This is a genomic window from Proteiniphilum sp., assembly GCF_034927365.1.
Taxonomy (GTDB): domain Bacteria; phylum Bacteroidota; class Bacteroidia; order Bacteroidales; family Dysgonomonadaceae; genus Proteiniphilum.
Genome location: NZ_JAYFQD010000013.1, coordinates 328,594 through 351,346 on the forward strand (window position 1 = coordinate 328,594; position 22,753 = coordinate 351,346).

Below are 22,753 nucleotides of genomic sequence, written 5' to 3' on the forward strand. Positions count from 1 at the left end.
GCTTTTGTTTCTTCCACCGTTTCAACAACTTCGGCTTTCACTTCTTCTACTTTTGCTTCTGCTTCAGCAGCTTTGGCTTCCTTGGCAGCTTCTTCCTGTTTCACTTTCTTGTTGAGTGCTTCTATCTTCTGGTTGTCAAGCTTTTCTTTCAAAGCAGCCAATTCTTCGATGTCACCCAAGGTGGTTTTTTCCATTGCGGGTATGGCCGCAGCGGCTTCATTACCACCGTCTTTCCTACCACCACTGGCACGCTTGTTATTGCTTTTCTTTCTGGTGTCATCGGCCAGATCTTCATGGATGCGGCTGTGAGAAACAATGATACGTTTTGCATCTTTGTTGAACTCGATCACTTTGAATTCCAGTTTCTCATCCATTTGTGCCTGAGAGTTGTCCTCTTTCACAAGATGTTTGGGAGTAGCAAATCCTTCTACGCCGTAGGGGAGAGATACCACAGCACCTTTGTCGAGCATTTCGATGATGGTGCCTTCATGGATAGAACCTACAGTAAAGATGGTTTCAAATACATCCCACGGGTTTTCTTCCAGTTGTTTGTGACCAAGGCTCAAACGACGATTTTCCTTGTCGATATCGAGTACCTGTACTTTTATAGGAGCACCGATTTCGGTTATTTCGCTCGGGTGTTTGATCTTCTTCGTCCAGGAAAGGTCGGAGATATGGATCAATCCTTCTACGCCGTCTTCAATTTCCACAAATGCACCGAAGTTGGTAAAGTTACGCACGGTAGCAGTGTGCGTGCTGCCAACCGGATATTTCTGTTCGATATCTTCCCATGGATCGGGTTTGAGTTGTTTGATACCAAGCGACATTTTGCGTTCGTCGCGGTCGAGCGTCAGGATGACTGCTTCTACCTCTTCACCTACATGCATAAAGTCTTGTGCGCTGTGCAGGTGTTGTGTCCAGCTCATTTCTGAAACGTGGATCAATCCTTCTACGCCCGGAGCAATCTCTACAAATGCACCGTAATCGGCGATCACAACCACTTTACCTTTGACGATATCGCCCACTTTCAGGGTTTCGCTCAAAGAATCCCATGGGTGCGGGGTCAACTGTTTCAGACCGAGTGCGATACGTTTTTTTTCATTGTCGAAGTCGAGGATTACCACATTGATCTTGTCGTCCAGTTTCACCACTTCATCCGGGTGCTGAATGCGTCCCCAAGAGAGGTCGGTAATGTGTACGAGGCCGTCCACGCCCCCAAGGTCGACGAATACACCGTAAGAAGTGATATTCTTCACGACACCTTCGAGTACCTGGCCCTTTTCGAGTTTTGAGATAATCTCTTTCTTCTGTTGTTCGAGTTCTTCCTCGATAAGCGCTTTGTGTGATACAACGACGTTCTTGTATTCAGGATTAATTTTTACTACCTTGAATTCCATTGTCTTGTCAACAAAGATATCGTAGTCGCGGATCGGTTTCACGTCGATCTGTGATCCCGGGAGGAAGGCTTCGATACCGAATACATCCACGATCATACCGCCTTTTGTACGGCATTTGATGTATCCGTTGATAATTTCGTTGTTTTCAAGCGCGGCATTGACCCGATCCCAGGAGCGGGAAGCACGTGCTTTTTTGTGAGAAAGGATCAATTGTCCTTTTTTATCTTCCTGGCTTTCGATGTATACTTCTACTTCGTCGCCAATTTTCAGGTTTGGGTTGTAGCGGAATTCATTCATCGATACCACACCATCGGACTTGTAACCGATGTTTACAACCACTTCTCGTTTGTTCATGGAGGTAACAGTACCGTTTACTACTTCCTTGTCATTGATTTTGTTCAAGGTGTTGTCGTAGCTTTCGGTAAGCTTTTCTTTGCTTTCTTTGCTGTAAGAATCTCCTTCAGCATAGGCGGCCCAGTCGAAATCTTCTATAGGAGCCACATTGTTTAAATTTTCTGTCATTTGTTGTGAAATAAATTTCAATTAAATAAGTGAGACATTATGTGAATATAAAAAACGGTGCAAAGGTAGTTGTTTCTTTGTTAATAGACAACATTTTCGCTAAGCAATATGAGCAAAAGTCAAGCTTGCTTGGATTTTGCCATTGCGAGAATTAACAATCGAGGAGCGAAGGCTACTCAAAAAGCCTAACTTTAGTGAACTATCTGCACCATTAATTTTGCGAGTTAGAGGAACTCTATAGAACATTGAATGGTCTCCTCTTTAGTCATATCCTTACTTGTGAAAATCAGAGGAGTAATCCGTTTTGTACTTCCTGCCGCGTTTTAAGTCCTACAATCTGTTCTACTAATCTTAGTGCAAAGTCGAATGTAAGGCCGGGACCTCTTCCTGTGGTGATATTGCTGTCGACCACTACATTTTCACCTATTGCTCGTGCTCCTGTCAGTTCTGCTTCAAAACCAGGGTAGCAGGTGGCGCGTTTATCCCTGAGCAGGCCAAGTCCACCCAATACCATGGGTGCGGCACAGATGGCTGCGATCTGCTTTTCTTCCTCATTGAATTTTGTAATCAATTGCTTTAATCCCTCATGTTCGTTGAGGTTTTTTGCACCCGGCATACCACCCGGTAAGATCAGTACCTCTACATCTGAGAAATCAGCTTCCTGGAAGGTCTTGTCAGCAATGACCGGTAGATTGTGTGCACCGGTTACTGTTTTTTCATTCGAAATGGATATGGTTTCAACCGGTATCTGCGCTCTTCTCAAAATATCCACGGTCGCGAGCGCTTCAATTTCTTCAAAACCGTTAGCTAAAAAGAGGGCTACTTTCTTCATGATTCCTGTTTTTTTAGTGAAACTTAAAAATCACCTTATTTATTAGTATATAAGTTATTTAAGTGCCTGCCAATACTGTTTTTATCTGAGTCTGAAATTATACGTGATGGTTCCCTTTTGGTTGTTGCCCGAAGTGATAGCGTTGAATTTAGTGCGTTTTGCGGCTGTCATAGCCTCGTTCCGAAGGGTTGTATTTCCTGTATTTGTTCCGCTTCCAATCTCTGCATGAATTACATTACCCTCGGGATCAACTGTGATATTTACAACGACTTTACCTTCATCATTCACCGTGTAATTGGGTTGAATAAGTCCTCCACTTCCTCTGAGGCTGCGTCCTCCCAAATCATAGGTACCTATTCCTCCAGTACCTGAAGTTGCCCCTTGAGTGGAATTTCCGGTAGAAACTCCTTGTACTCCTTCTCCCTGAGTATTACCCCGGCTTCCCGAACTTTCTCCGAAAAGTCCCGACATCTGTTGGTTAATTTGTCGCTTCTTGGCCTCCTCTTCATTTCTGCGTCGTAGAGCTTCTTCCTGTGCCCGGCGTTCTGCCGCAGCTTGTTCCCTACGTCGTTCTTCTTCCTTTTCTGCTTCCACGTCGATAGTTGGTTCCGTGGTCTGGGTGATTAACGGTTCTGCAGGAGAATTAGATGGAATTACAGGAGAATGGGGTGGAACCGCAGGGGCTTGGGTAGGGGTAGGTGTCGCTACTACCTCAGTCATGGGTGGCTCATGAGTACCAAAAGCATCCGGTGTGGAGCCAAACATTACCGGTATTCCTTCCAGTTCCTCGGGAGGAAATGAAAATGTAAAAACAGAGAATAACAGAATAAGGAAAAGCAATACTGTAAAAAGTATCGTTCCTATTGCTGCTGCTATTTTTTCTCTTGTGATCATATATCTCTGATAACTGGATTTGTACATATACCAGGGGCGTTTTTATTCGCTCCGATATCTTATCATTATTTCTTTGAATAATTCGGCCGTGGTGGGCGGGGTGTAAGAAACCGCGTTAGCACCGGCCTCAATTATTTTTTGAATAGTCTCATCGCTTTTTCCACCTGTGGCTATAATAGGGATGTTGTCATCTATGTCCCTGATCTTTTTGACGATATCTGTCGTTTTCTCGGCTCCTGAGACATTGAAGATATCTATTCCTGCATTGATTCGCTCTTTTATGTCATCTTTATCCGATACGATAGTGATGATGATGGGAATATCAATTTTCATCTTCATCTTCCGGATCATATCGTTTTGTGCAGGTTTGTTCAATATAACACCCAATGCACCCTGAAATTCCGCATCGATGGCAAGTTCTATACATCTTTCCCCTGTGGTGATCCCCCCTCCAACACCGCAGAATATGGGTTTATCGGCAGCAAGGATAAGCGCATGCGATATCAGTGGCTGCGGTGTAAACGGATAAACAGCAATAATCGCATCAGCATTGGTGTTGCGGATGATAGCCACGTCGGTACTGAATAAGAAAGACTTGAGCGACTGTCCGAAGATATTAATCCCCGAGCAGGTTTCGATAATTTCAGGAACCTTCACTATATTTTTCCTGAGTCGACTGGGATATGCGGGAGCCTTTCTCATCACGATTGTTCCTATTAATTCGGTCGTGTCATCAGTACCATTTTAAATCGGTTCTGATTGGCAATGTCCAGTACCCGTACAATCTCGCGGTAGGGTATAGTTTCATCGGCATAAAGTGCCACAAATATATTAGGATCAGCCGTATAAGCCGATTGTAGGAAAGGAGTAATCGCTTCGAAAGGCACTTGTCTTTCCTTCTCATGGGCGTTAGCTATATAATAATTGAGATCCTTGTCTATCGTCACCCTTGTAATGGGTTTTGCCTGCGCCTGTTGTTGCGACCGGGGCAATAATACCTGTATCGCGTTCGGTACAACAATAGTGGAAGTGATCATAAAGAAAATAAGTAACAGGAAGATCATATCAGTCATAGACGCCATGCTGAAATTCGATTCTATCGAAAACCGTTGTTTTAAAGCCATAATGCTAATAGTTTTTCGCTTCGCGTTATTCGTGCTTCGCACGTTGTTCGGCTTTGCCGTTATTTATTCGCTTCGCCCATGTTATTTTAGAAGAACAACCGAATATTTACAGAACAATTATTGAAAATCTACTGAATAACGACTGAATAATTATGCTGCCGGTTCATTGAGGATGTCCATGAACTCCATAATTCTCATCTCTAACCTGTTTACAATACCCTTGATACGATTGGTAAGGTAATTGAAAGCAAACAGGGCGATGATACCCACAATAAGACCGGCAACAGTAGTTACCAATGCTTCATAAATACCGGCAGAGAGCGTGGTTATACTCACGTTGGAGCCAGCACTTGCCATACTCATAAATGCTTTTACCATTCCGGTCACAGTTCCCAAAAATCCCACCATAGGTGCTCCCGACGAGGAAGTTGCCAATGCGGCAATTCCTTTCTCAAGTTTCGATATTTCTATGTTCCCTTGATTTTCAATGGCCGACATCACATCGGCTGTCGGTCTTCCCAGGCGGGAAATACCTTTTTCCACCATACGTGAGGATGGGGTATCGGTGTTCCGGCAAAGCGCCACAGCTGCATCAATTTTTCCATCAAGGATGTAATCTTTGATACGGTTCATGAATGAATTATCATCTTTACTGGCTTTATTGATGACTAGCGCTCTTTCGATAAGGACGTATATAGTCATCAGTAGAAGGATGAGAAGAATAATCATCAACCAACCGCCTTTCAGCGCCAGGTCGAAAGCATTCATAGTGGCAGCCTCTGTCTGGGCAGTCGCCATCTGCTGCATAGTGTTGTAAATTGCCTGGGCTGTATCTCCCGGCACAGGTATTTGCAATAGATTCATTTGATACTATTTTTTCTTTAGTAAACTCTATATATTTACAATGTCGATTATTTCGTAATTCATATTCCCGTGTGCAATGATTTTTCTGCTCGTTTCAATGCTTATCCTAAAAGGAAGTTTCTCGATGCTGTTTTGTGGATAAAGGTAGTTAATTTGAATTGTCAAACCTCGCCCAGGGATTCTTTTAAACAATTTTTATACGCTTTTATTGTTTCTTTTAATCCCATATATAGCGCATCACTGATAAGCGAATGGCCGATAGATACCTCCTTCAACCAGGGAATATTTATGTAGAGATAAGCGAGGTTCTCCAGATTCAGATCGTGTCCGGCATTTACGCCCAAACCGAGATTCTTTGCCAGGGTAGCTGCTTCAATAAAAGGAGCGATCGCCTTTTCTTTATTTGCACGATATTTTTCGGCATAGGGGCCGGTATATAGTTCGACCCTGTCCGTTCCTATTTGCGATGCCATCCGTACCATTTCCGGCTCTGCATTGATAAAAATAGAGGTACGCACTCCCATCGATTGAAATTCATTCACCACATCCGACAGAAAATCCTTATTGGTAATGGTATCCCATCCGGTGTTGGATGTAATTGCGTCATGAGCGTCGGGAACAAGCGTTACCTGGGTGGGTCTGATCTTTCTGATCAGGGAGATGAATTCCGGAGTTGGATTACCTTCAATATTGAATTCTGTATATACTTTTGCCTGCAAATCGAATACATCGGTATAACGCACATGTCGCTGATCGGGGCGAGGATGAACCGTGATACCATCAGCCCCGAAAAGCTGGCAGTCAGTAACTACCTGCACCAGATCGGGAATATTCCCGCCACGTGCATTCCTCAAAGTAGCTACTTTGTTTACATTAACACTAAGCTTAGTCATAAATTTTTACAAACAATTTGTCATACGATTATTTTTAGACAAAATTTTGCCATCTTTGTAAATCAGATACAAAAGTAATACGAAATAACTGTTTTGAGCAATGTCGACCAAAGAATTTATCAAAGATCAGGTAGAAAAATTCAGTTCATCGCTTACACCGGAGCAGTTTACTGAACTTTCCATGATGGAAAATTCTCTTATCATCCTGGAAGTCCCGTTGAAAGATTATACACTTACGGATATAGCCCGTATTGTGGAGAGTAACAATACCCATATAACAGCACTCAACACCATACCTATCTCAGGAGGAGAGCACCTGTTGGTCTCTTTAAAGCTTGATATAGATGATGTGACCGTACTCTTAAGAAGTTTTGAACGATTCAATTATAATATTGTTTATTATTTCATGAAAGAAGGGGAAGTGACCGATACACAAAAGAAGAGGTTAGATGAGTTGATCTATTATTTGGAAATGTGATGGTTGATGTGATGATGTGCCAATGAGAATAATGAGGAGAAATACCAAGAGCCAAGACTTCTTGACTCTTCTCAGTTCTAATTTTCAACTTCTATAATTTCTAACAATAAAAAAGATGAAATTTGCTTTATTCGGGAGTATGTTCCCCGACAGAACTGCCAAGGCCGAAGAGCAGATATGTGGGGTGTGTGAAGCCATTAATAGAAATGGAGGAGAGTTATGTCTGCCTACGGCTTTTTTTGATAGTTTGCCGGCACCTTTACGACAACGAATTACCCCGCTTTGCACGTTGGAAGAAAAATTGCCTCCCGTGGATATGGCGGTGAGTGTAGGGGGTGACGGAACATTCCTGAGAACGGCAGGTACAGTGGCCAATTCGGGTATTCCTATCCTGGGTATCAATACGGGGCGGTTGGGTTTTCTGGCAGCCATTAATTATACCGATATGGAAGAAACAATCCTGGAGGTGATGGAAGGAACTTATAAGATTGAAGATCGTACATTATTGAAATTGTCGACCGATGAAGCTTTTCCTCCGGAACAGTTTAATGTGCATGCACTGAATGAAGTCGCTATTCTGAAGCAGGATACGGCTTCCATGCTCTCAATCCATGCTTATATTAATAACGATTATCTTACTTCCTATCAGGCAGACGGTTTAGTGATATCAACACCCACCGGATCTACTGCCTATTCGCTGAGTATCGGCGGCTCCATTTTATCACCTACTACTCCCAGCATTATTCTTTCGGCTATTGCTCCCCATAACCTTACATCAAGGTCGTTGGTGGTCGACGATAGCAGTATTATCTCATTGAAAGTGGAGAGTCGTAGCCGTATGTTTCTTGTCTCGGTGGATGGTGAATCGAGGGTATTGGATGAATCAGTAAGTATCCAGGTGAGAAAAGATGATTATACGCTTCGTGTGGTGAAACGGGTAGGGCATACTTTCTATGAAACACTTCGTGATAAATTGATGTGGGGAGCAGATGTAAGAAAACAAAACAGGTAAGCGGAAGTCCACTTACCTGTTTTTATAAGAGATATCCTCACAATTAACTTCACTCTTTTCTACTTCTCCTCTTTTTCGGGAAGAAATTTATCAAGAGCAAGAATGAGCAGGTAAAAGACAGCCATGAAAATGAAAATCCCGACTATTCCAATTCCTGCGATGACCAGTGCTGTTTGTACTGTTGGTGACATAATCAATTTGTTTTAAGCGAATAAAGGAACAAGGGTTAATATGATACCTCCCGCAACCACTGAACCTATCTGACCTCCTACATTGGCGCTGATGGCCGGCATAAGCAGGAAGTTGTAGGGATCCTCTTTTTGTCCCATCTGATGGATTACACGGGCAGACATGGGGAATGCAGAGATACCGCAGGCACCCACCATCGGATTGATCTTATTACCCTCCTTACGGAACAGGTTCAGGAATTTTGCGAAGATCACTCCTCCGAAAGTATCAAAGATAAAGGCAAAAAGACCTAACCCAATGATAAGAAGCGTATCGAGACGGATAAAACGGTCGGCTGTCATCGTACTGGCAATCGTGATACCAAGCAACAGGGTTACCAGACTTGCCAGTTCATTCTGTGCAGATAATGACAATTTATTCAATACGCCGCATTCACGGATCAGATTACCGAACATCAGGAATCCGATCAAAGAGAGCGAAGAAGGAGCAATGATCCCAGCCACGATAGTCACTACGACGGGGAAGGCGATCAACGCTTTTTTCGATATCTTTTTGTTATTGTGGTCTGCAGATGACATTCTGATAAGCCGTTCTTTACGGGTAGTCAGCAACCGGATGACCGGTGGCTGGATAATGGGTACGAGCGCCATGTAAGAGTATGCTGCCACGGATATGGGGCCTAGCAGATTAGGTGCAAACCGTGATGCCACAACAATAGAGGTGGGTCCGTCTGCCGCACCGATAATTCCGATGGACGCAGCCTCCCTTAAGTCGTAGCCCAGAGAAGTAGCAAGCAACATCGTCATAAATATACCGAATTGGGCTGCCGCTCCAAACAGCAATAAAGAAGGATTCCGGAATAAGGGGCCGAAATCGATCATTGCCCCGATAGCAATAAATATAAGCAACGGAAAGATCTCCGTAGCAATTCCCGCTTCAAAGAAGACGTTAAGCACACCTTCTACTGCTTGTCCTGTTGCCGGATCAATTTGAGTGAGTGCTGAGGACCAGGGAATGTTCACCATAATGGCGCCAAACCCCATTGGGAGCAGTAGTGTCGGTTCATACTCTTTGGCGATAGCCAGATAGACGAGTAGAAGTCCTACCCCTATCATTATCAAGTCTTGCCATGTCATATCTGCAATGGCAGGTAACAGTTGTTCTAAACCCATAAATCTATTTTGTTAATTTTTCTGTTATTAGAAAAATGCGACTATAGCTTTATCAAGCTATAATAAGCAGTTCTGCTCCCTCCAACACTGAGTCGCCTTTTGTTACTTTGATATCTTTAATTGTACCGTCTCTGTCTGCTATGATATTGTTTTCCATTTTCATCGCTTCCAGCACAAGTACTTTTTGTCCTTTCTTTACAGTATCTCCCACCTTGCAGGCAATTTCAAGTATGATACCAGGTAATGGTGATTTCAAAGCATTACTACCCGTATTTGAAGGCTGTCTGGCAACTGGTGTTTTTACGTCAGGCTGAGGTTTCCCTGCCTGTGCCGGTTTTTTGAAAGCGGAAGTTATCTTTTTCTTTTTCGGCTCTATCTGAACGGAGTAAGTAGTCCCGTTCACTTCCACTTCGGCAGCTTCCTCGTTGATATTGTTCACGACGACATTGTAAGGATTGCCGTTGATTTTGTATTTATATTGTTTCATACGATTATTTTACTTTTTTTATTTCGGTGTATGGAACTCGCAATATTGACATTTTTATGCTCGTTTCATTTCGATAATTAATTTGAAATAATTTATAAACTGAGTGGATTTATCTGTGCGGAAGTTCCCTTAATCCATAGATTTTCGAATTCCAGGGAGAGTAATTCCTGATCACCGGTTCAAGCGTAAGGACGGTATTCTCGACGTCATGTACCTCTTCCTGCTCTTCATGCAATGCCATAAATATAGCAGTCAACACTTCGCCGGGTATTTCATTACTGGTTGTTGTTTCTCCAGTTGTGCCGCTTGATGTGCCTTCGCTTTGTTTTTGGCGGGATTTTGCAGAATTTTTTCTCGCACTCCTGATTATAATAAACAGAAGTACAAGAACCGCAACTATTATTAATATTGTTTGAATTGTCATAGCTACTCCAAATTAAATTTACAACGGCAGGTTATCATGCTTCTTAGGCAGATTTACCAGCTTCTTGGTCTGTAATTGTTGTAAGGCACGAATGATACGGAACCGGGTATTCCTCGGCTCGATCACATCATCGATATATCCGTAGCGTGCAGCTTCGTAAGGATTAGCAAACAGATTGTTGTATTCCTGTTTCTTTTCTTCTGTGACAGTGGCTTTCAGTGCAGGATCGGTTTCAGAGGCTATCTCCCTGCTGTAAAGTACTTCTACAGCCCCGTCTGCACCCATCACTGCGATTTCAGCGGTTGGCCATGCATAATTGATGTCACCGCGAAGTTGCTTGCAACTCATCACAATATGAGCTCCTCCATAGGATTTACGTAGGGTAACGGTTACTTTTGGGACAGTGGCTTCACCATAGGCATATAGTAATTTTGCTCCGTGAGTAATCACTCCGCCGTACTCTTGACCTGTTCCGGGCAGGAAGCCGGGAACGTCTACCAAAGAAACAATTGCAATATTAAATGCATCACAAAAACGTACAAAGCGGGCTGCCTTACGTGAAGCATTTATATCGAGTACCCCTGCAAGATATTTAGGCTGGTTAGCTACAATTCCGACTGATTGTCCGTTGAATCGAGCAAAACCTACAATGATATTTTTCGCATAATCGGCATGTACTTCCAAGAACTCACCATTATCAACGATGCCTCCTATCACTTCATACATGTCGTACGGTTTGTTGGGACTATCGGGGATGATTTCGTTGAGGCCGTCTTCCAATCTGTCGATCGGGTCTTCGTTTGGTTGTAATGGAGCTTCTTCCAGGTTGTTCTGTGGAATATAGCTGAGCAGTTTACGGATGAGTGCCATTCCGTCCTCTTCGGTCTCTACCTGGAATTGTGATACACCTGATTTAGAGGAGTGAACACTTGCACCTCCCAACTCTTCCTGGGTAACATCTTCACCGGTAACTGTTTTTACCACTTTCGGACCGGTGAGGAACATATATGATGTGCCTTTGCTCATAATGATAAAATCGGTCAGGGCGGGGGAATAAACTGCTCCGCCGGCACAAGGGCCGAAAATTCCCGATATCTGAGGGATCACACCTGATGCCAGGATATTGCGTTGGAATATTTCGGCATAGCCTGCCAATGCATTGATACCTTCCTGAATACGTGCACCACCAGAGTCATTGATGCCAATCAGAGGTGCACCCATTTTCAGAGCCTGATCCATCACTTTACAGATTTTTTTTGCCTGCATTTCGGATAAGGAACCGCCTGAGACGGTGAAATCCTGTGCGAAAACATAGGTGAGTCGTCCGTCAATGGTTCCGTAACCGGTTACTACTCCGTCTCCCAGGAATTTGGTTTTCTCCATTCCGAAATTGTGACAACGATGTTCCACGAACATGTCGAATTCTTCGAAACTGCCTTCGTCTAAAAGCATGGAAATACGTTCACGTGCTGTGTATTTTCCCTTCTGGTGTTGTGATTCAATTCTTTTTTCACCGCCACCCAGACGGGCTTTTTCACGCAATTGGATAAGTTCTTTTACCTTTTCGAGTTGGTTGCTCATATGAATGATTTATTAAAATTAGTTGTTTTCGGTACTTTTATGCTTGGGTTATTCAGGATGCTCACATAGTTCAGTGAGGACACTACCCGTAGATTTGGGATGCAGAAAAGCGATACGTAAACCTTCAGCACCACCGCGCGCTTCACGGTCTATCAATCTCACCCCTTTACCATCCAATTCATTCAAGGCTTCGTTTACATTTTCTGTGGCATAAGCGATATGATGTATTCCTTCACCTCTTTTTTCGATAAATTTAGCGATGGTACTCTCTTCATCGGTCGGCTCGAGAAGTTCAATCTTGGTCTGTCCCACCATGAAAAATGCAGTTTTTACCTTTTGATCTTCTACTGTCTCGATGTTGTAGCATTTTAGCCCTAAAATCCCTTCATAATAAGGGAGTTGCTCTTCTATGCTTTTTACGGCTATACCGATGTGTTCAATGTGTGTAATTTTCATATTGTTATGTTTCTAAGTTTGACTGCAAATGTACGTCTTTCAATCATAAAAAAGAATAAAAAAGATATATTTATTTTTTGAATGATTTTCAGATAGAAGAAATCGTTAGATGGAGGAGATACGTAGTACCTCCAGCATTTCCCTGCTGATTTCCCTGTCTTTTTTAATGGCTCTCTTGAAGGGAACATAAACTATCTCGTTTTCCCTGATACCAATCATCACGTTACGTTGATATTCCATCAAAGCCTGTATAGCTGCCACACCCATCCGGCTTGCCAGGATACGGTCCTGTGCTGTGGGTGAGCCGCCACGCTGCAAGTGCCCGAGTATGGAGACACGTACATCATATTGTGGATATTCGGTTTTTACACGTTCTGCCAACTTCATGGCGCCACCGGTTACTTCGCTTTCGGTAACAAGTACCATGCTACTGTTCTTTGACTTGCGGAAACCCTGCTCGATCAGTTCAGCCAACTGGTCTTTTTCTATACTTATTTCGGGGATGATGGCGGCTTCGGCTCCCGAGGCAATAGCGCTGTTGAGAGCCAGATAACCGCAGTTACGCCCCATCACTTCGATGAAGAACAGGCGCTCGTGAGAAGTAGCCGTATCGCGTATTTTGTCCATCGACTGCATAATAGTGTTTAGAGCAGTATCGTATCCGATCGTCGTATCGGTGCCGTTCAGGTCATTGTCAATGGTGCCGGGAAGTCCTACTACCGGGATATTATATTCGCTGGCGAAAATAGCTGCCCCTGTAAGAGAGCCATCTCCACCAATCACAACCAGAGCTTCGATACCATGCTTCTGCATGTTCTCATAAGCGACTCTGCGACCTTCTTCGGTCATGAAATCAGCCGAACGGGCTGTCTTCAACATAGTCCCTCCCTGCTGGATGATATTACTTACGCTATTGGTCTTGAACTCCACTATCTCGTCTGAGATCAGGCCTCTATATCCTCTATAGATGCCGTATACTTTCATGTTGTTGAATATTGCGGCACGTGTAACCGCACGGATGGCGGCATTCATACCAGGTGCGTCTCCCCCTGAAGTGAGGACACCTACGCTTTTTATATTAGAATCCATAGTTGAAATGTTAGTCTTTGAAGATTTGGGTGTTATTTATCTGAGTTTCTAAAAAAACTCCTTTACAATAACGAGACGCAAAGATAGATTTTTTTAACGATGCACACAAAAAAAGCTGCTTAAAAAGCAGCTTTTTCAACTTCCATCAGAGGTTGTAGTCTCGCAATGTTTTGCGCTACAGCCTCCATTTGCCACATCGGGGTGGAGGTGGCCCCGCAAATGCCTATCCTGATGTCTTCCTTCAGGAGTGCGGGATCTATCTCATCAGGGTGATGGATAAGATATGAATTGGGATTCTTTTTCTTACACTCGGCAAACAATACTTTTCCATTGGAACTTTTTTCTCCAGCTATGAAAAAGATGAGATCATGATTTTCCGCAAATTCCTGTATATTGGGAACTCTGTTGGATACCTGCCGGCAGATGGTGTCATAAAATTCAAATTTCGCACCGTTCTGCATGCGTGATCTGATCAGTTCTCCTACTTCCCGGAATCCTTCAAGAGATTTGGTGGTCTGAGAAAAGAGATTGATATCCTTTGTGAAGTCCAGCTTTTCGATCTCCTCTTTACTCTCTATGACAATGGCAGATTCATCGGTCTGGCCAAGCAGTCCATTTACCTCTGCGTGTCCTCTTTTCCCGAATATGACGATCTGCGTGTCGTCGCTTTCCGCATTTACGAACTTCTTTTTGATCCTTTTCTGTAAACCTAACACTACCGGACAAGAAGCATCAATAAGTTCAATATTATTTTGTCTGGCTATTTCGTAAGTGCTGGGGGGTTCGCCGTGTGCACGAAGCAATACCCTTACATTTTTTAATTCTTTGAACTGCTCATGATTGATGGTAATCATCCCCATCTTTTCCAGGCGTTCCACCTCTATATTATTGTGCACAATATCGCCCAGACAATAAAGGGTGCCTCCTTTTTGCAATTCTTCCTCTGCCCTGATAATCGCTTTCTCCACTCCAAAGCAGCATCCGGATTTCCTGTCTATTTCAATTTTGCTCATTTTTTGCTGTGATTCTGTGAAACATATCCAATGCCCATTGCAATTGTCCATCGATATTGACATGGGTGTTGTCGAGTTCGATGGCATCATCTGCCTTGCGTAACGGGCTTTCGGCACGGGTAGTGTCGCGCAGGTCGCGTTCCTTTACATTGGCCAAGATCTCTTCATACGCCGGCGGATTAATCCCTTTGGCCTGCATTTCGTCGAAACGTCGCTGTGCCCGTATTTCAGCGGGCGCTGTGATGAAGAGTTTTAACTCTGCATCCGGAAAAACCACGGTTCCTATATCCCGACCGTCCATGACGACGCCCTTTTCTTTCCCCATCTGCTGTTGTTGGCGGACCAGTTCTTTGCGTACAAAACCAAGGGTGCTGACCCGGCTGGCACCGTTGGCCACCTCTAAAGTACGGATCTCGTTCTCCACATTTTCTCCGTTCAGATAAGTTTCCTGTATACCTTGTACATTGGGGGTAAATGTTATTTTTATTTCAGAAACATGTTCACGAAGAGCCTCTTCGTTCATAGCTGTTTCCGTAATCCAGCCTTTCCTGATGGCGTATAAAGCTATGGCGCGATACATGGCGCCACTGTCGATATAGGTATATCCTAACTGCCTGGCCAGGTCTTTGGCCATTGTGCTTTTGCCACATGAGGAAAAACCGTCGATAGCTATATTAATCTTCTTTGCGTGCATATTATAATATGTAATTCTCTTTTCTATCCTTTCCCCGTGATAACCTGCAATGGATAAATATCCCGATTGAGATAAACAAAGTACAAAGATAGAATGTTTTTGTGAGATCGTTAATTAACAACAAAGTCTATACCTCTTTATCCGCTTCGAAATTGTATTCAAACAACCAAAATAAATTTCTTCAAATAGATCATGATCGCACGTTTTTTATCAGTGCATTATTTTCCGAGTGCCAATAGGTATTTGTCGATATAGAGTTCCTTCTCTTTCGACTTGTATTGTTGGATATATCGTGGATGCTCCAGAACGGTCATCCGGTTGAAAAGTTTCTCCTCCTTGTTGAGCTTGCCGATGAAGTCGGCATTCTTTTTCCCGAGGATAAATACTTCAGAGGTATCGAGGCCTATGTCGATATGTTTTTTGAGGGATTCAATCATAAATCCTTTTACCATTTCGAATAGCTTTTTGTCGTCATAGTAATTGGCGTTAAGCCAACTACCATCTTTCGTAGCCCGAATGATCGTCAGGGGAAAGGGTGAATTGATATAAAATTGGCTGTAGAACTCCTCCACTCCGCCATAGGCTTCAATCATATCGTACATGAACCACGAAGAAACTTCATGGGTATGGGCTGAATGCATGGTGATACCGCATACACTCTCTAGCCGTTTGGTATCGGTGAAAGGAACTCCTGTTACGCCCGCTCCGTGACGGCTCGGGTTGATACCGATGATAAATCTGCGCTGGTTGCTATCATTATAGTATTTGCGGTAAAAAGCCTCCATCACCTGCATTGTCTCCGGATTTTCCAGAAAAGGGTTCATTACCTGAAAGCCTTCAGGTAACCCCCCTGTGTAACGCAATTCCCGGTTGAAAGCAATGACCTTATTCGCAATATTTTGTATCATATGGTCAAACTATTATCATTCTTATTCAATCTTTTTCTCATACGGATAACTCTCCCTGCCAATAGGAATAGGTTTTGGTTTGTCCGTCGTCTAATCTAAAATTATACGATATCTTTTTTGCCTGAGATATTGAAAATTTCACTTCTTTCCTAAATATTCCCCCGGCATATGCTAGCGTGTGGTATTCTCCGTTTTCACCACAAATATCTATCTCGTCAGGGAATAAATTTATCGATTCCTTATCCAATTCTTTTCCGATAAATGTTCCATCCAGTTTGTCGGCTTGGGTAACGATAATTTTTGTTTTAATCCCTGATTGGAGGAAATGATCCATCACCTCTGCGGACGATTTACTCCAAAGGGGTTCTACCACCTCAATCCCTAATGGGGTGAGCCTATCCTCCCTATATTTTCTTACGTCCGCCAGAAAAATATCACCAAATATAAAATGGGTAACACCTTGTCTTTTGAAATGGTGTGTTGCCTCACTCATTTTGTCGTCGTAATCACCCGGTTTCTTTTCCAAAGCTACTGCGTAAAGGGGAATCCCTATACTCTCTGCTTGTCTTGACAGTATCTCCAGAGGGATGGCATGAATGGAAGAAGCCTGCGTATCCTCATTGATGGTGGTCAATAATGAGACAACCTCAAATTCGTTCTCTTGCAGCACCTTCTGAAGTGCCAGGGCTGAGTCCTTGCCTCCACTCCAGTTAAAAACCGCTTTCTTTCTTTGTCTCATTTTATTTAACAATCTTTCTCATGTAGCCAATTTTGTTGTTAGGAACTATCGGGTCGTCGATGTCGGTTAATACTTCAATCCCTTTTAATGTGATAAGCGTATCGGAATAAGATTGGATAATGAAGCTCATGGAGTTATTTCCAAAGTGAAAATGGAGGAGATCTTTTCCCGAATATGAAACTGGTACAATACTTTTGAGGTTTGAATCAGACAGCACTTTTCCATCCTCTTTTAGTGTTGCATCCATAGTTAGTGTATCGAGGGTTATGTGGTATTTTCCGGCGATCCATTGTTGTTTGATTATAGTATATCCTGTAAAAGCTTCATACTCCCATCCTAATTTGCCTAAATTGTCTTTGACAATACGATTATAGAGGTATTCGATGTCTTTAGCGGTTATTATCCGCATGATTGCATCATCTATTTCGATTATTTTAAACACAAAATTACCGTTTTTATCAATGGCCGAGGAGTCAGGTCTTAATTCTAAACGGTCCGGTTCGATGAAAAAAGGCTTGTTACAGTACACATATCTGTTGGTGTCTGAAACAATATCGGAATAAAATGTAATTGTTTTTTCAGCCTTGGTCAGAGAGTTAGAATTATATAGGCTGTTTTTAAATTCTTCAGAAACCCATAATACGCCGAATAACTTACTTTTTAAGTCGGTATTATTTCCCTGGAGAGCGTTATGTGGCGTGGCTGCCGCATCTATCTGCTGCTCATTTTTTGTGTCACCTGGGATTCGGTCGTTATTATTACCAATCTTTTTATGTGTTCCATAACTGCAAGAGAGTAAAAATCCGGCAAGAATAAGATATAGTACTTTTTTCATTGTTTGTTATGTTTTTTGATACAATATTATAATTGAAGTTTAGAGGGTGTTATTCAATTCTTTTTCCTACAATTTTTAATGATCGTTCTTGCCCGTCAAGGATTGCAACATTGGGGAGTGTACCCCAATCTTCAAAGCCCAGATGCCGGAATAATTTCAGGCTGAGCTCATTGTGCGAAAAGATAAAACCAAGCAAGGTTTTAATCCCGAATTTCGGTGCATTGTTGATACAATGTTGAAGCACTTGTTTTCCTATCCCTTTTCCCCGTTGTGCCGGATCGAGGTATATACTTATCTCAGCCGTTGCTTCGTATGCCGGTCGTCCGTAAAATGACTGAAAACTTACCCAACCAATAATTTGATTTGAATGATCCTCAATAACCCAAAGAGGCCTTTGCTTCGGATTATGTTCATCAAACCATTTCTGCCTGCTTTCCACCGAAACTTCTTTGGTGTCCGCAGTAACTATCCTTGAAGATATGGTTGAGTTGTATATTTCAACAATTCGTGGCAGGTCTGAGATGTTGGCGTCTCTATATGTAATGTCTTTGGTTTGCATTGAATTGTTTTAGACTTATTTCATCTCTCATGTCTTTACTGTCAATTGTAGGATGCTTATTTGCAAAAAACATGCACCTCTTCTTTGATAATGGTTACACGTCAATTCAAGGTGGTAGCTTCAGTTCCCTACTTTAATCCGATTAGCGATTTATAATCAGACAAGGTCAGTGCCTTTAATGACTTCTTTACAGTTGTTTGTAGTACTTTCTTATCTCCTGATACTAAGGTATAAAATAAATCTATCCCGCCTTTTTCCGGCGGGATAGATTCTCATAAATTACTCTTCCAAGAAGTTAGGATACATATAATCTGTTGCCGGAACGAATGTTTCTTTGATACACTGCGGTGATACCCAACGTAGCAGGTTGAATACCGAGCCTGCCTTGTCGTTGGTACCCGAGCCACGTCCGCCGCCGAAGGGTTGCTGGTCGACGACCGCACCGGTGGGCTTGTCGTTGATATAGAAATTACCGGCGGTGTGTGTCAACCTTTCGGTCAAATTTTCGATGGTAGCTCTGTCGGCAGAGAAAATGGCGCCGGTTAGAGCGTAGTCGGTAGTGGTATCGAGGATATCCAATATCTTGTCGAGGTCTGCCGGATCATACAAATATACGGTGAGTATCGGGCCGAAGAGCTCCTCTTTCATCGTAATATAATCTGGCTTCTTGGCAAAAATGATAGTCGGTTTGATAAAATAACCTTCCGACTTGTCGTAAGTGCCACCAAAAACGATCTCGGCATCGGGTGATGCTTTGGCATCGTCGATTGCCTTTGCCAGTTTATCGAATGAATCTTCGTCGATCACAGCATTCACGAAATTGCTGAAATCCTCCACAATGCCAATTTTGATTTTAGCAAGATCTTCACCCACAAACGTCTTTACCTCTTCCCATAAAGTGGTAGGGATATAAGCACGGGATGCAGCCGAACATTTCTGACCCTGGTATTCGAAAGCACCACGGGTAAGTGCTGTCGCCACCTGTCTGGGATTGGCAGTTGCATCGGCAAAGACATAATCTTTTCCTCCCGTTTCACCCACGATGCGGGGGTAAGATTTATATTTCGACATATTGCCGGCAATTGTTTGCCACATTCCGTTGAATACGCCGGTGGATCCGGTAAAATGCAGGCCCGCAAATTCGCGGTGGTTGAAGATTACGTCGGCGGCGGCCCTTCCGTCGGCATAGACGAGATTGATTACGCCATCGGGTAGTCCGGCTTCCTGTAATACCTTCATGATAAGATGTGCGGAGTAGATCGCAGTTTTTGAAGGCTTCCAAACCACGCAATTTCCCATCAATGCCGGAGCGCCGGGCAGGTTTCCTGCAATAGAAGTGAAATTAAACGGTGTGAGTGCGAAAATGAATCCTTCGAGCGGACGCCATACCATCCGGTTCCAGATGCCCGGTGAAGAATTGGGTTGCATACGGTAAATAGTGTCCATATTCTTCACATTGTATCGGAAGAAATCGATTAATTCGCATACGGCATCTATTTCGGATTGGTAGGCATTCTTCGATTGGCCTATCATCGTGACGGCATTGAACTCGTAGCGATAGGGGCCTGCAATCAGTTCTGCGGCTTTCAGGAAGATAGCTGCACGGCTTTCCCAATGCATCGCTTCCCATGCAGGTTTCGCTTGTAATGCGGCATCGATGGCCATTTGTACATGTGTTTTGTCACCTTGATGGTAATGTCCCAGAAGATGGTGGTGATTGTGGGGAGGACGGACATCCTTCAGGTTGCCGGTACGCACCTCTTTTCCCCCAATAATCATCGGCAGGTCGAGACCTCCTTGGTTGAGTTCGGCCAGTTTCTGTTTCAACGCCGCTCTCTCGGGCGTTCCCGGAGCATAGCTCTTGACGGGTTCGTTCTTTATTTCGGGTAATTGAAAGACTCCTTTAGACATAAGTTAATCTGATTAATGAGTTTTTTTATTATTTGAATGAGACAAATTTACCAAAAAATGTTTGAAAAACTGCTTCATAGGGAAGTTTTCGTGAGAAAATTATTATTTTTTCGCAGATAAAAGAATGGAATCTTTTTGCTATTTTTGTAGAGCTTTTATTACTCTTATATAAAACACTCTTACAGAGAACGCATGCAATCAAAGGAAACACTGCCACTCAATTTTGAAAATACGGAAATCGCTTTTGGTGATCAATCCAATGCGAGTTTGAAACAAGCATATCAACTCTTCAGGGTTATGAATAGCCGCACGCTGGTGAATATAGGCAAAAATCTGGTTAACTTTTCATTTGCCGTTCATTTTCCAGTGGAAGGTATTATCCGCAATACTATTTACAAGCATTTCGTGGGAGGTATCTCTATTGAAGATTGTAGTAAGACGATTGACCGCCTTGCCCGGTGTAATGTCGATTCTATTCTCGATTATGCCCAGGAGGGAGAGGAGTCGGATGACGCTTTCGATGCTACCTGCAAAGAGGTAATACGTACCGTTGAGTTTGCCGGTAACCATAAGAACGTACCATTCAGCGTATTCAAGATCACCGGAATAGCACGTTTTGATCTGCTGGCTAAAGTGAGTGCCGAAGAGCCGCTGACCGATGAAGAGAAAAATGAATACCGTCGTGTGGAAGAGCGTGTGGATGCCATTTTTAAGAGAGGATATGAATTGGACGTACCTATATTGATAGACGCAGAAGAGACCTGGATTCAGCCTGTGCTCGATGAGATGGTGATGAATTTCATGGCCCTCTATAATAAAGAAAAAGCGATTGTGCAAAATACCTATCAGATGTATCGTCACGATAGTATCAACCGGATCAAACAACACCATCGTATGGCATTGGAGGGAGGATTTAAATTCGGATTGAAGATCGTTCGAGGGGCGTATATGGAGAAAGAACGCAACCGCGCTGCCGAACGGGGATACCCTTCGCCAATCCAACCCGATAAACCGGCCACCGACAGGGATTTTGATGATATTATCCGTTATTTCATCGAACATGTGGATAGTATCGACTTTATGGTCGCTACCCACAATGAAGAGAGTTCCCTGTTACTGGCCCGTCTGATTGATGAACATAATCTGCCGCGAAACCATAGGGGGATCTATTTTTCCCAGTTGTACGGCATGAGCGATCATATTACTTATAATTTAGCGAATCAGGGATATAATGTCGCAAAATATGTTCCTTACGGAGCAGTGAAGACAATGATGCCCTACCTGTTCCGTCGTGCGGAAGAGAATTCGTCGGTCAAAGGGCAAACTAGCCGCGAACTGAGGATGATCCGCACAGAAATTAAACGGAGAAAGTGATTCAATTGTTATTCGCACTTCGTACGTTGTTCAGTAGTTATTCATGCTTCGCATGTTATTCAGTAGTTATTCGTTCGCTTCGCTCACGTTATTCGATGGTTATTCACTCGCTACGCTTGCGTTATTAGTGCTTCGCACGTAATTCAATTGCGATTTACAACCAAACATCCACTAAAAATCCACCGCACAACAACTGAAAATCCACTGAATATCTAATTGAAAATCCACTGAATCACAACTGAGCATCAATCGAATTTTATTTCACTTCCCAGATATTGGGTGAGTTGAGCAGAAACTCGGTGAATGATCTTTTGGGTGTCCTCATCTGCACCTCTTCGATCTGCTTCTCATATTCTCTTTCGTAAGTGGGTTCTTTCACGCTACGAATCACACCTAGTGCAACGGGGAGAGCGTCGGCAGTGTCCATCAGTGCCAGCTTCATATGCAAGGTGTTATCTCTGGTGGTAGCATCATGTACAAGAATATCATCAAGTGTGTACCCATCTTCACCGATAGTTACAGCTTTGAGCTCCCATCCATCCATCACAATACCCCTGTTCTCCTCTTTACCAAAGATCATTTTCTCACCATGTTTGAGTACTATGGTATTATCGGCCTTCCAATTGCGGTCACTGATCCTGTCGTGGATACCGTCATTGAAAATCACACAGTTCTGTAATACTTCCACTATAGAAGTACCCTTATGTTTGGCAGCCTCTATCATCACATCCGTTTGGTTCTTGATGTCCACGTCGATGGCTCTTGCAATGAAAGTACCTCTTGCTCCGAAAGTTAATTCTGCCGGACGGAAAGGATCTTCCACTGTCCCGTAAGGTGATGATTTGGAGATGAATCCTCTGTCGGAGGTAGGAGAGTATTGACCTTTGGTAAGTCCGTATATCTTGTTGTTGAAGAGGAGGATATTGATATCCACATTCCGGCGGACAGTGTGGATAAAATGATTTCCCCCGATAGCGAGCGAATCGCCATCGCCGGTAGCTACCCATACACTCAGTTCGGGATTAGCTACTTTTACTCCTGTTGCGATTGCTGCCGCACGACCATGGATGCTGTGAAAACCGTAGGTGTTCATATAATAGGGCAGTCGTGACGAACAGCCGATTCCGGAAATAACTGCTATATTGTGAGGTTCGATATTTAACTCGGCCATTGCTTTCTGCAGGCTTGTTAAAATGGCATAATCGCCACAACCCGGGCACCAGCGAATAGCATTTTCACTTTTATAGTCTTTTGGCAGATGTTTCTGGTATTTTAAATCTTCTGCTTTTATTTCTATCACTTCCAT

23 protein-coding genes and 2 pseudogenes are annotated in these 22,753 nt (G+C 43.2%); 3 read left to right on the forward strand and 22 right to left on the reverse strand.

What is annotated here, in order from left to right:
• Nucleotides 1-128 precede the first annotated feature (128 nt).
• The 7 genes and pseudogenes from rpsA to VB073_RS10275 form a co-directional block, all read right to left on the reverse strand.
• Nucleotides 129-1,919 (reverse strand): annotated as a pseudogene (rpsA, locus tag VB073_RS10245) (30S ribosomal protein S1); the annotation flags it as partial.
• A gap of 286 nt (nucleotides 1,920-2,205) precedes the next feature.
• Nucleotides 2,206-2,751 carry a DJ-1 family glyoxalase III gene (locus tag VB073_RS10250; protein ID WP_323404074.1) on the reverse strand — a complete coding sequence of 182 codons (546 nt, stop codon included), beginning with the start codon at nucleotides 2,749-2,751 and terminating at the stop codon, nucleotides 2,206-2,208.
• An 81-nt stretch (nucleotides 2,752-2,832) separates the two neighbouring features.
• Entirely contained in the window at nucleotides 2,833-3,645 is an 813-nt protein-coding gene (locus VB073_RS10255) for a TonB family protein (protein ID WP_323404075.1), read from the reverse strand.
• Nucleotides 3,646-3,687: 42 nt separating this feature from the next.
• Nucleotides 3,688-4,347, reverse strand: coding sequence for a hydrolase (locus tag VB073_RS10260; RefSeq protein WP_323404076.1), 660 nt, complete (start codon nucleotides 4,345-4,347; stop codon nucleotides 3,688-3,690).
• A gap of 14 nt (nucleotides 4,348-4,361) precedes the next feature.
• Complete coding sequence (locus VB073_RS10265) at nucleotides 4,362-4,769, reverse strand: biopolymer transporter ExbD (RefSeq protein WP_323404077.1); 408 nt, start codon at nucleotides 4,767-4,769, stop codon at nucleotides 4,362-4,364.
• Nucleotides 4,770-4,919: 150 nt separating this feature from the next.
• Nucleotides 4,920-5,576: a MotA/TolQ/ExbB proton channel family protein gene (locus VB073_RS10270; RefSeq protein ID WP_323404278.1), complete on the reverse strand. Its 657-nt coding sequence runs from the start codon at nucleotides 5,574-5,576 to the stop codon at nucleotides 4,920-4,922.
• A 218-nt stretch (nucleotides 5,577-5,794) separates the two neighbouring features.
• A complete protein-coding gene (locus tag VB073_RS10275; RefSeq protein WP_323404078.1) occupies nucleotides 5,795-6,526 on the reverse strand; it encodes a pyridoxine 5'-phosphate synthase in 732 nt (243 codons plus the stop codon).
• A 100-nt stretch (nucleotides 6,527-6,626) separates the two neighbouring features.
• Between VB073_RS10275 and VB073_RS10280 the strand changes: the two genes are divergently transcribed.
• Together VB073_RS10280 and VB073_RS10285 are read left to right on the forward strand one after the other, a co-directional pair.
• Nucleotides 6,627-7,004 (forward strand): hypothetical protein, encoded by a 378-nt coding sequence (locus VB073_RS10280; protein WP_323404079.1) that lies wholly within the window; start codon nucleotides 6,627-6,629, stop codon nucleotides 7,002-7,004.
• Nucleotides 7,005-7,119: 115 nt separating this feature from the next.
• Nucleotides 7,120-8,016 (forward strand): NAD kinase, encoded by an 897-nt coding sequence (locus VB073_RS10285; RefSeq protein WP_323404080.1) that lies wholly within the window; start codon nucleotides 7,120-7,122, stop codon nucleotides 8,014-8,016.
• A gap of 59 nt (nucleotides 8,017-8,075) precedes the next feature.
• Here VB073_RS10285 and VB073_RS10290 read toward each other — a convergent pair whose 3' ends face one another.
• The 14 genes and pseudogenes from VB073_RS10290 to pruA form a co-directional block, all read right to left on the reverse strand.
• Nucleotides 8,076-8,207, reverse strand: a complete 132-nt coding sequence (locus VB073_RS10290; RefSeq protein ID WP_323404081.1) for an OadG-related small transporter subunit — start codon at nucleotides 8,205-8,207, stop codon at nucleotides 8,076-8,078.
• 12 nt (nucleotides 8,208-8,219) lie between these two features.
• Nucleotides 8,220-9,377 carry a sodium ion-translocating decarboxylase subunit beta gene (locus tag VB073_RS10295; RefSeq protein WP_323404082.1) on the reverse strand — a complete coding sequence of 386 codons (1,158 nt, stop codon included), beginning with the start codon at nucleotides 9,375-9,377 and terminating at the stop codon, nucleotides 8,220-8,222.
• A gap of 52 nt (nucleotides 9,378-9,429) precedes the next feature.
• Entirely contained in the window at nucleotides 9,430-9,864 is a 435-nt protein-coding gene (locus tag VB073_RS10300; RefSeq protein ID WP_323404083.1) for a biotin/lipoyl-containing protein, read from the reverse strand.
• A 109-nt stretch (nucleotides 9,865-9,973) separates the two neighbouring features.
• Nucleotides 9,974-10,135: pseudogene (locus VB073_RS17460) on the reverse strand (lamin tail domain-containing protein); the annotation flags it as partial.
• Between the two features lie 171 nt (nucleotides 10,136-10,306).
• Nucleotides 10,307-11,869: an acyl-CoA carboxylase subunit beta gene (locus tag VB073_RS10310; protein ID WP_323404085.1), complete on the reverse strand. Its 1,563-nt coding sequence runs from the start codon at nucleotides 11,867-11,869 to the stop codon at nucleotides 10,307-10,309.
• A gap of 48 nt (nucleotides 11,870-11,917) precedes the next feature.
• Nucleotides 11,918-12,325 (reverse strand): methylmalonyl-CoA epimerase, encoded by a 408-nt coding sequence (gene mce / locus VB073_RS10315; RefSeq protein ID WP_323404086.1) that lies wholly within the window; start codon nucleotides 12,323-12,325, stop codon nucleotides 11,918-11,920.
• A gap of 105 nt (nucleotides 12,326-12,430) precedes the next feature.
• Complete coding sequence (pfkA, locus tag VB073_RS10320; protein ID WP_323404087.1) at nucleotides 12,431-13,414, reverse strand: 6-phosphofructokinase; 984 nt, start codon at nucleotides 13,412-13,414, stop codon at nucleotides 12,431-12,433.
• Nucleotides 13,415-13,533: 119 nt separating this feature from the next.
• Nucleotides 13,534-14,427 (reverse strand): 4-hydroxy-3-methylbut-2-enyl diphosphate reductase, encoded by an 894-nt coding sequence (locus VB073_RS10325; RefSeq protein WP_323404088.1) that lies wholly within the window; start codon nucleotides 14,425-14,427, stop codon nucleotides 13,534-13,536.
• Nucleotides 14,414-15,121, reverse strand: a complete 708-nt coding sequence (gene cmk, locus VB073_RS10330) for a (d)CMP kinase (protein WP_323404089.1) — start codon at nucleotides 15,119-15,121, stop codon at nucleotides 14,414-14,416. The genes VB073_RS10325 and cmk overlap by 14 nt, the downstream gene beginning before the upstream one ends.
• 218 nt (nucleotides 15,122-15,339) lie before the next feature.
• Nucleotides 15,340-16,029, reverse strand: coding sequence for an SMUG2 DNA glycosylase family protein (locus VB073_RS10335; protein WP_323404090.1), 690 nt, complete (start codon nucleotides 16,027-16,029; stop codon nucleotides 15,340-15,342).
• 37 nt (nucleotides 16,030-16,066) lie between these two features.
• A complete protein-coding gene (locus VB073_RS10340; protein ID WP_323404091.1) occupies nucleotides 16,067-16,768 on the reverse strand; it encodes a diphthine--ammonia ligase in 702 nt (233 codons plus the stop codon).
• Between the two features lies 1 nt (nucleotide 16,769).
• A complete protein-coding gene (locus tag VB073_RS10345; RefSeq protein ID WP_323404092.1) occupies nucleotides 16,770-17,603 on the reverse strand; it encodes a hypothetical protein in 834 nt (277 codons plus the stop codon).
• A gap of 49 nt (nucleotides 17,604-17,652) precedes the next feature.
• On the reverse strand, nucleotides 17,653-18,162 hold the full coding sequence (locus tag VB073_RS10350; RefSeq protein ID WP_323404093.1) for a GNAT family N-acetyltransferase: 510 nt from the start codon (nucleotides 18,160-18,162) through the stop codon (nucleotides 17,653-17,655).
• Between the two features lie 279 nt (nucleotides 18,163-18,441).
• Entirely contained in the window at nucleotides 18,442-20,073 is a 1,632-nt protein-coding gene (pruA, locus tag VB073_RS10355) for an L-glutamate gamma-semialdehyde dehydrogenase (RefSeq protein WP_323404094.1), read from the reverse strand.
• Nucleotides 20,074-20,265: 192 nt separating this feature from the next.
• Here pruA and VB073_RS10360 point away from each other — a divergent pair, with 192 nt between their 5' ends.
• A complete protein-coding gene (locus VB073_RS10360; protein ID WP_323404095.1) occupies nucleotides 20,266-21,447 on the forward strand; it encodes a proline dehydrogenase family protein in 1,182 nt (393 codons plus the stop codon).
• A 256-nt stretch (nucleotides 21,448-21,703) separates the two neighbouring features.
• On the opposite strand, the gene VB073_RS10365 is transcribed toward VB073_RS10360, so the two are convergent.
• Nucleotides 21,704-22,753 (reverse strand): 2-oxoacid:ferredoxin oxidoreductase subunit beta, encoded by a 1,050-nt coding sequence (locus tag VB073_RS10365; RefSeq protein WP_323404096.1) that lies wholly within the window; start codon nucleotides 22,751-22,753, stop codon nucleotides 21,704-21,706.

What these genes read in the sequence shown, in the direction of transcription:
- VB073_RS10250 (WP_323404074.1), bottom strand. Translation starts at nt 2,751, where the DNA reads ATGAAGAAAGTAGCCCTCTTTTTAGCTAACGGTTTTGAAGAAATTGAA.
- VB073_RS10255 (WP_323404075.1), bottom strand. Translation starts at nt 3,645, where the DNA reads ATGATCACAAGAGAAAAAATAGCAGCAGCAATAGGAACGATACTTTTT.
- VB073_RS10260 (WP_323404076.1), bottom strand. Translation starts at nt 4,347, where the DNA reads ATGAGAAAGGCTCCCGCATATCCCAGTCGACTCAGGAAAAATATAGTG.
- VB073_RS10265 (WP_323404077.1), bottom strand. Translation starts at nt 4,769, where the DNA reads ATGGCTTTAAAACAACGGTTTTCGATAGAATCGAATTTCAGCATGGCG.
- VB073_RS10270 (WP_323404278.1), bottom strand. Translation starts at nt 5,576, where the DNA reads ATGCAGCAGATGGCGACTGCCCAGACAGAGGCTGCCACTATGAATGCT.
- VB073_RS10275 (WP_323404078.1), bottom strand. Translation starts at nt 6,526, where the DNA reads ATGACTAAGCTTAGTGTTAATGTAAACAAAGTAGCTACTTTGAGGAAT.
- VB073_RS10280 (WP_323404079.1), top strand. Translation starts at nt 6,627, where the DNA reads ATGTCGACCAAAGAATTTATCAAAGATCAGGTAGAAAAATTCAGTTCA.
- VB073_RS10285 (WP_323404080.1), top strand. Translation starts at nt 7,120, where the DNA reads ATGAAATTTGCTTTATTCGGGAGTATGTTCCCCGACAGAACTGCCAAG.
- VB073_RS10290 (WP_323404081.1), bottom strand. Translation starts at nt 8,207, where the DNA reads ATGTCACCAACAGTACAAACAGCACTGGTCATCGCAGGAATTGGAATA.
- VB073_RS10295 (WP_323404082.1), bottom strand. Translation starts at nt 9,377, where the DNA reads ATGGGTTTAGAACAACTGTTACCTGCCATTGCAGATATGACATGGCAA.
- VB073_RS10300 (WP_323404083.1), bottom strand. Translation starts at nt 9,864, where the DNA reads ATGAAACAATATAAATACAAAATCAACGGCAATCCTTACAATGTCGTC.
- VB073_RS10310 (WP_323404085.1), bottom strand. Translation starts at nt 11,869, where the DNA reads ATGAGCAACCAACTCGAAAAGGTAAAAGAACTTATCCAATTGCGTGAA.
- mce (WP_323404086.1), bottom strand. Translation starts at nt 12,325, where the DNA reads ATGAAAATTACACACATTGAACACATCGGTATAGCCGTAAAAAGCATA.
- pfkA (WP_323404087.1), bottom strand. Translation starts at nt 13,414, where the DNA reads ATGGATTCTAATATAAAAAGCGTAGGTGTCCTCACTTCAGGGGGAGAC.
- VB073_RS10325 (WP_323404088.1), bottom strand. Translation starts at nt 14,427, where the DNA reads ATGAGCAAAATTGAAATAGACAGGAAATCCGGATGCTGCTTTGGAGTG.
- cmk (WP_323404089.1), bottom strand. Translation starts at nt 15,121, where the DNA reads ATGCACGCAAAGAAGATTAATATAGCTATCGACGGTTTTTCCTCATGT.
- VB073_RS10335 (WP_323404090.1), bottom strand. Translation starts at nt 16,029, where the DNA reads ATGATACAAAATATTGCGAATAAGGTCATTGCTTTCAACCGGGAATTG.
- VB073_RS10340 (WP_323404091.1), bottom strand. Translation starts at nt 16,768, where the DNA reads ATGAGACAAAGAAAGAAAGCGGTTTTTAACTGGAGTGGAGGCAAGGAC.
- VB073_RS10345 (WP_323404092.1), bottom strand. Translation starts at nt 17,603, where the DNA reads ATGAAAAAAGTACTATATCTTATTCTTGCCGGATTTTTACTCTCTTGC.
- VB073_RS10350 (WP_323404093.1), bottom strand. Translation starts at nt 18,162, where the DNA reads ATGCAAACCAAAGACATTACATATAGAGACGCCAACATCTCAGACCTG.
- pruA (WP_323404094.1), bottom strand. Translation starts at nt 20,073, where the DNA reads ATGTCTAAAGGAGTCTTTCAATTACCCGAAATAAAGAACGAACCCGTC.
- VB073_RS10360 (WP_323404095.1), top strand. Translation starts at nt 20,266, where the DNA reads ATGCAATCAAAGGAAACACTGCCACTCAATTTTGAAAATACGGAAATC.
- VB073_RS10365 (WP_323404096.1), bottom strand. Translation starts at nt 22,753, where the DNA reads ATGGAAGTGATAGAAATAAAAGCAGAAGATTTAAAATACCAGAAACAT.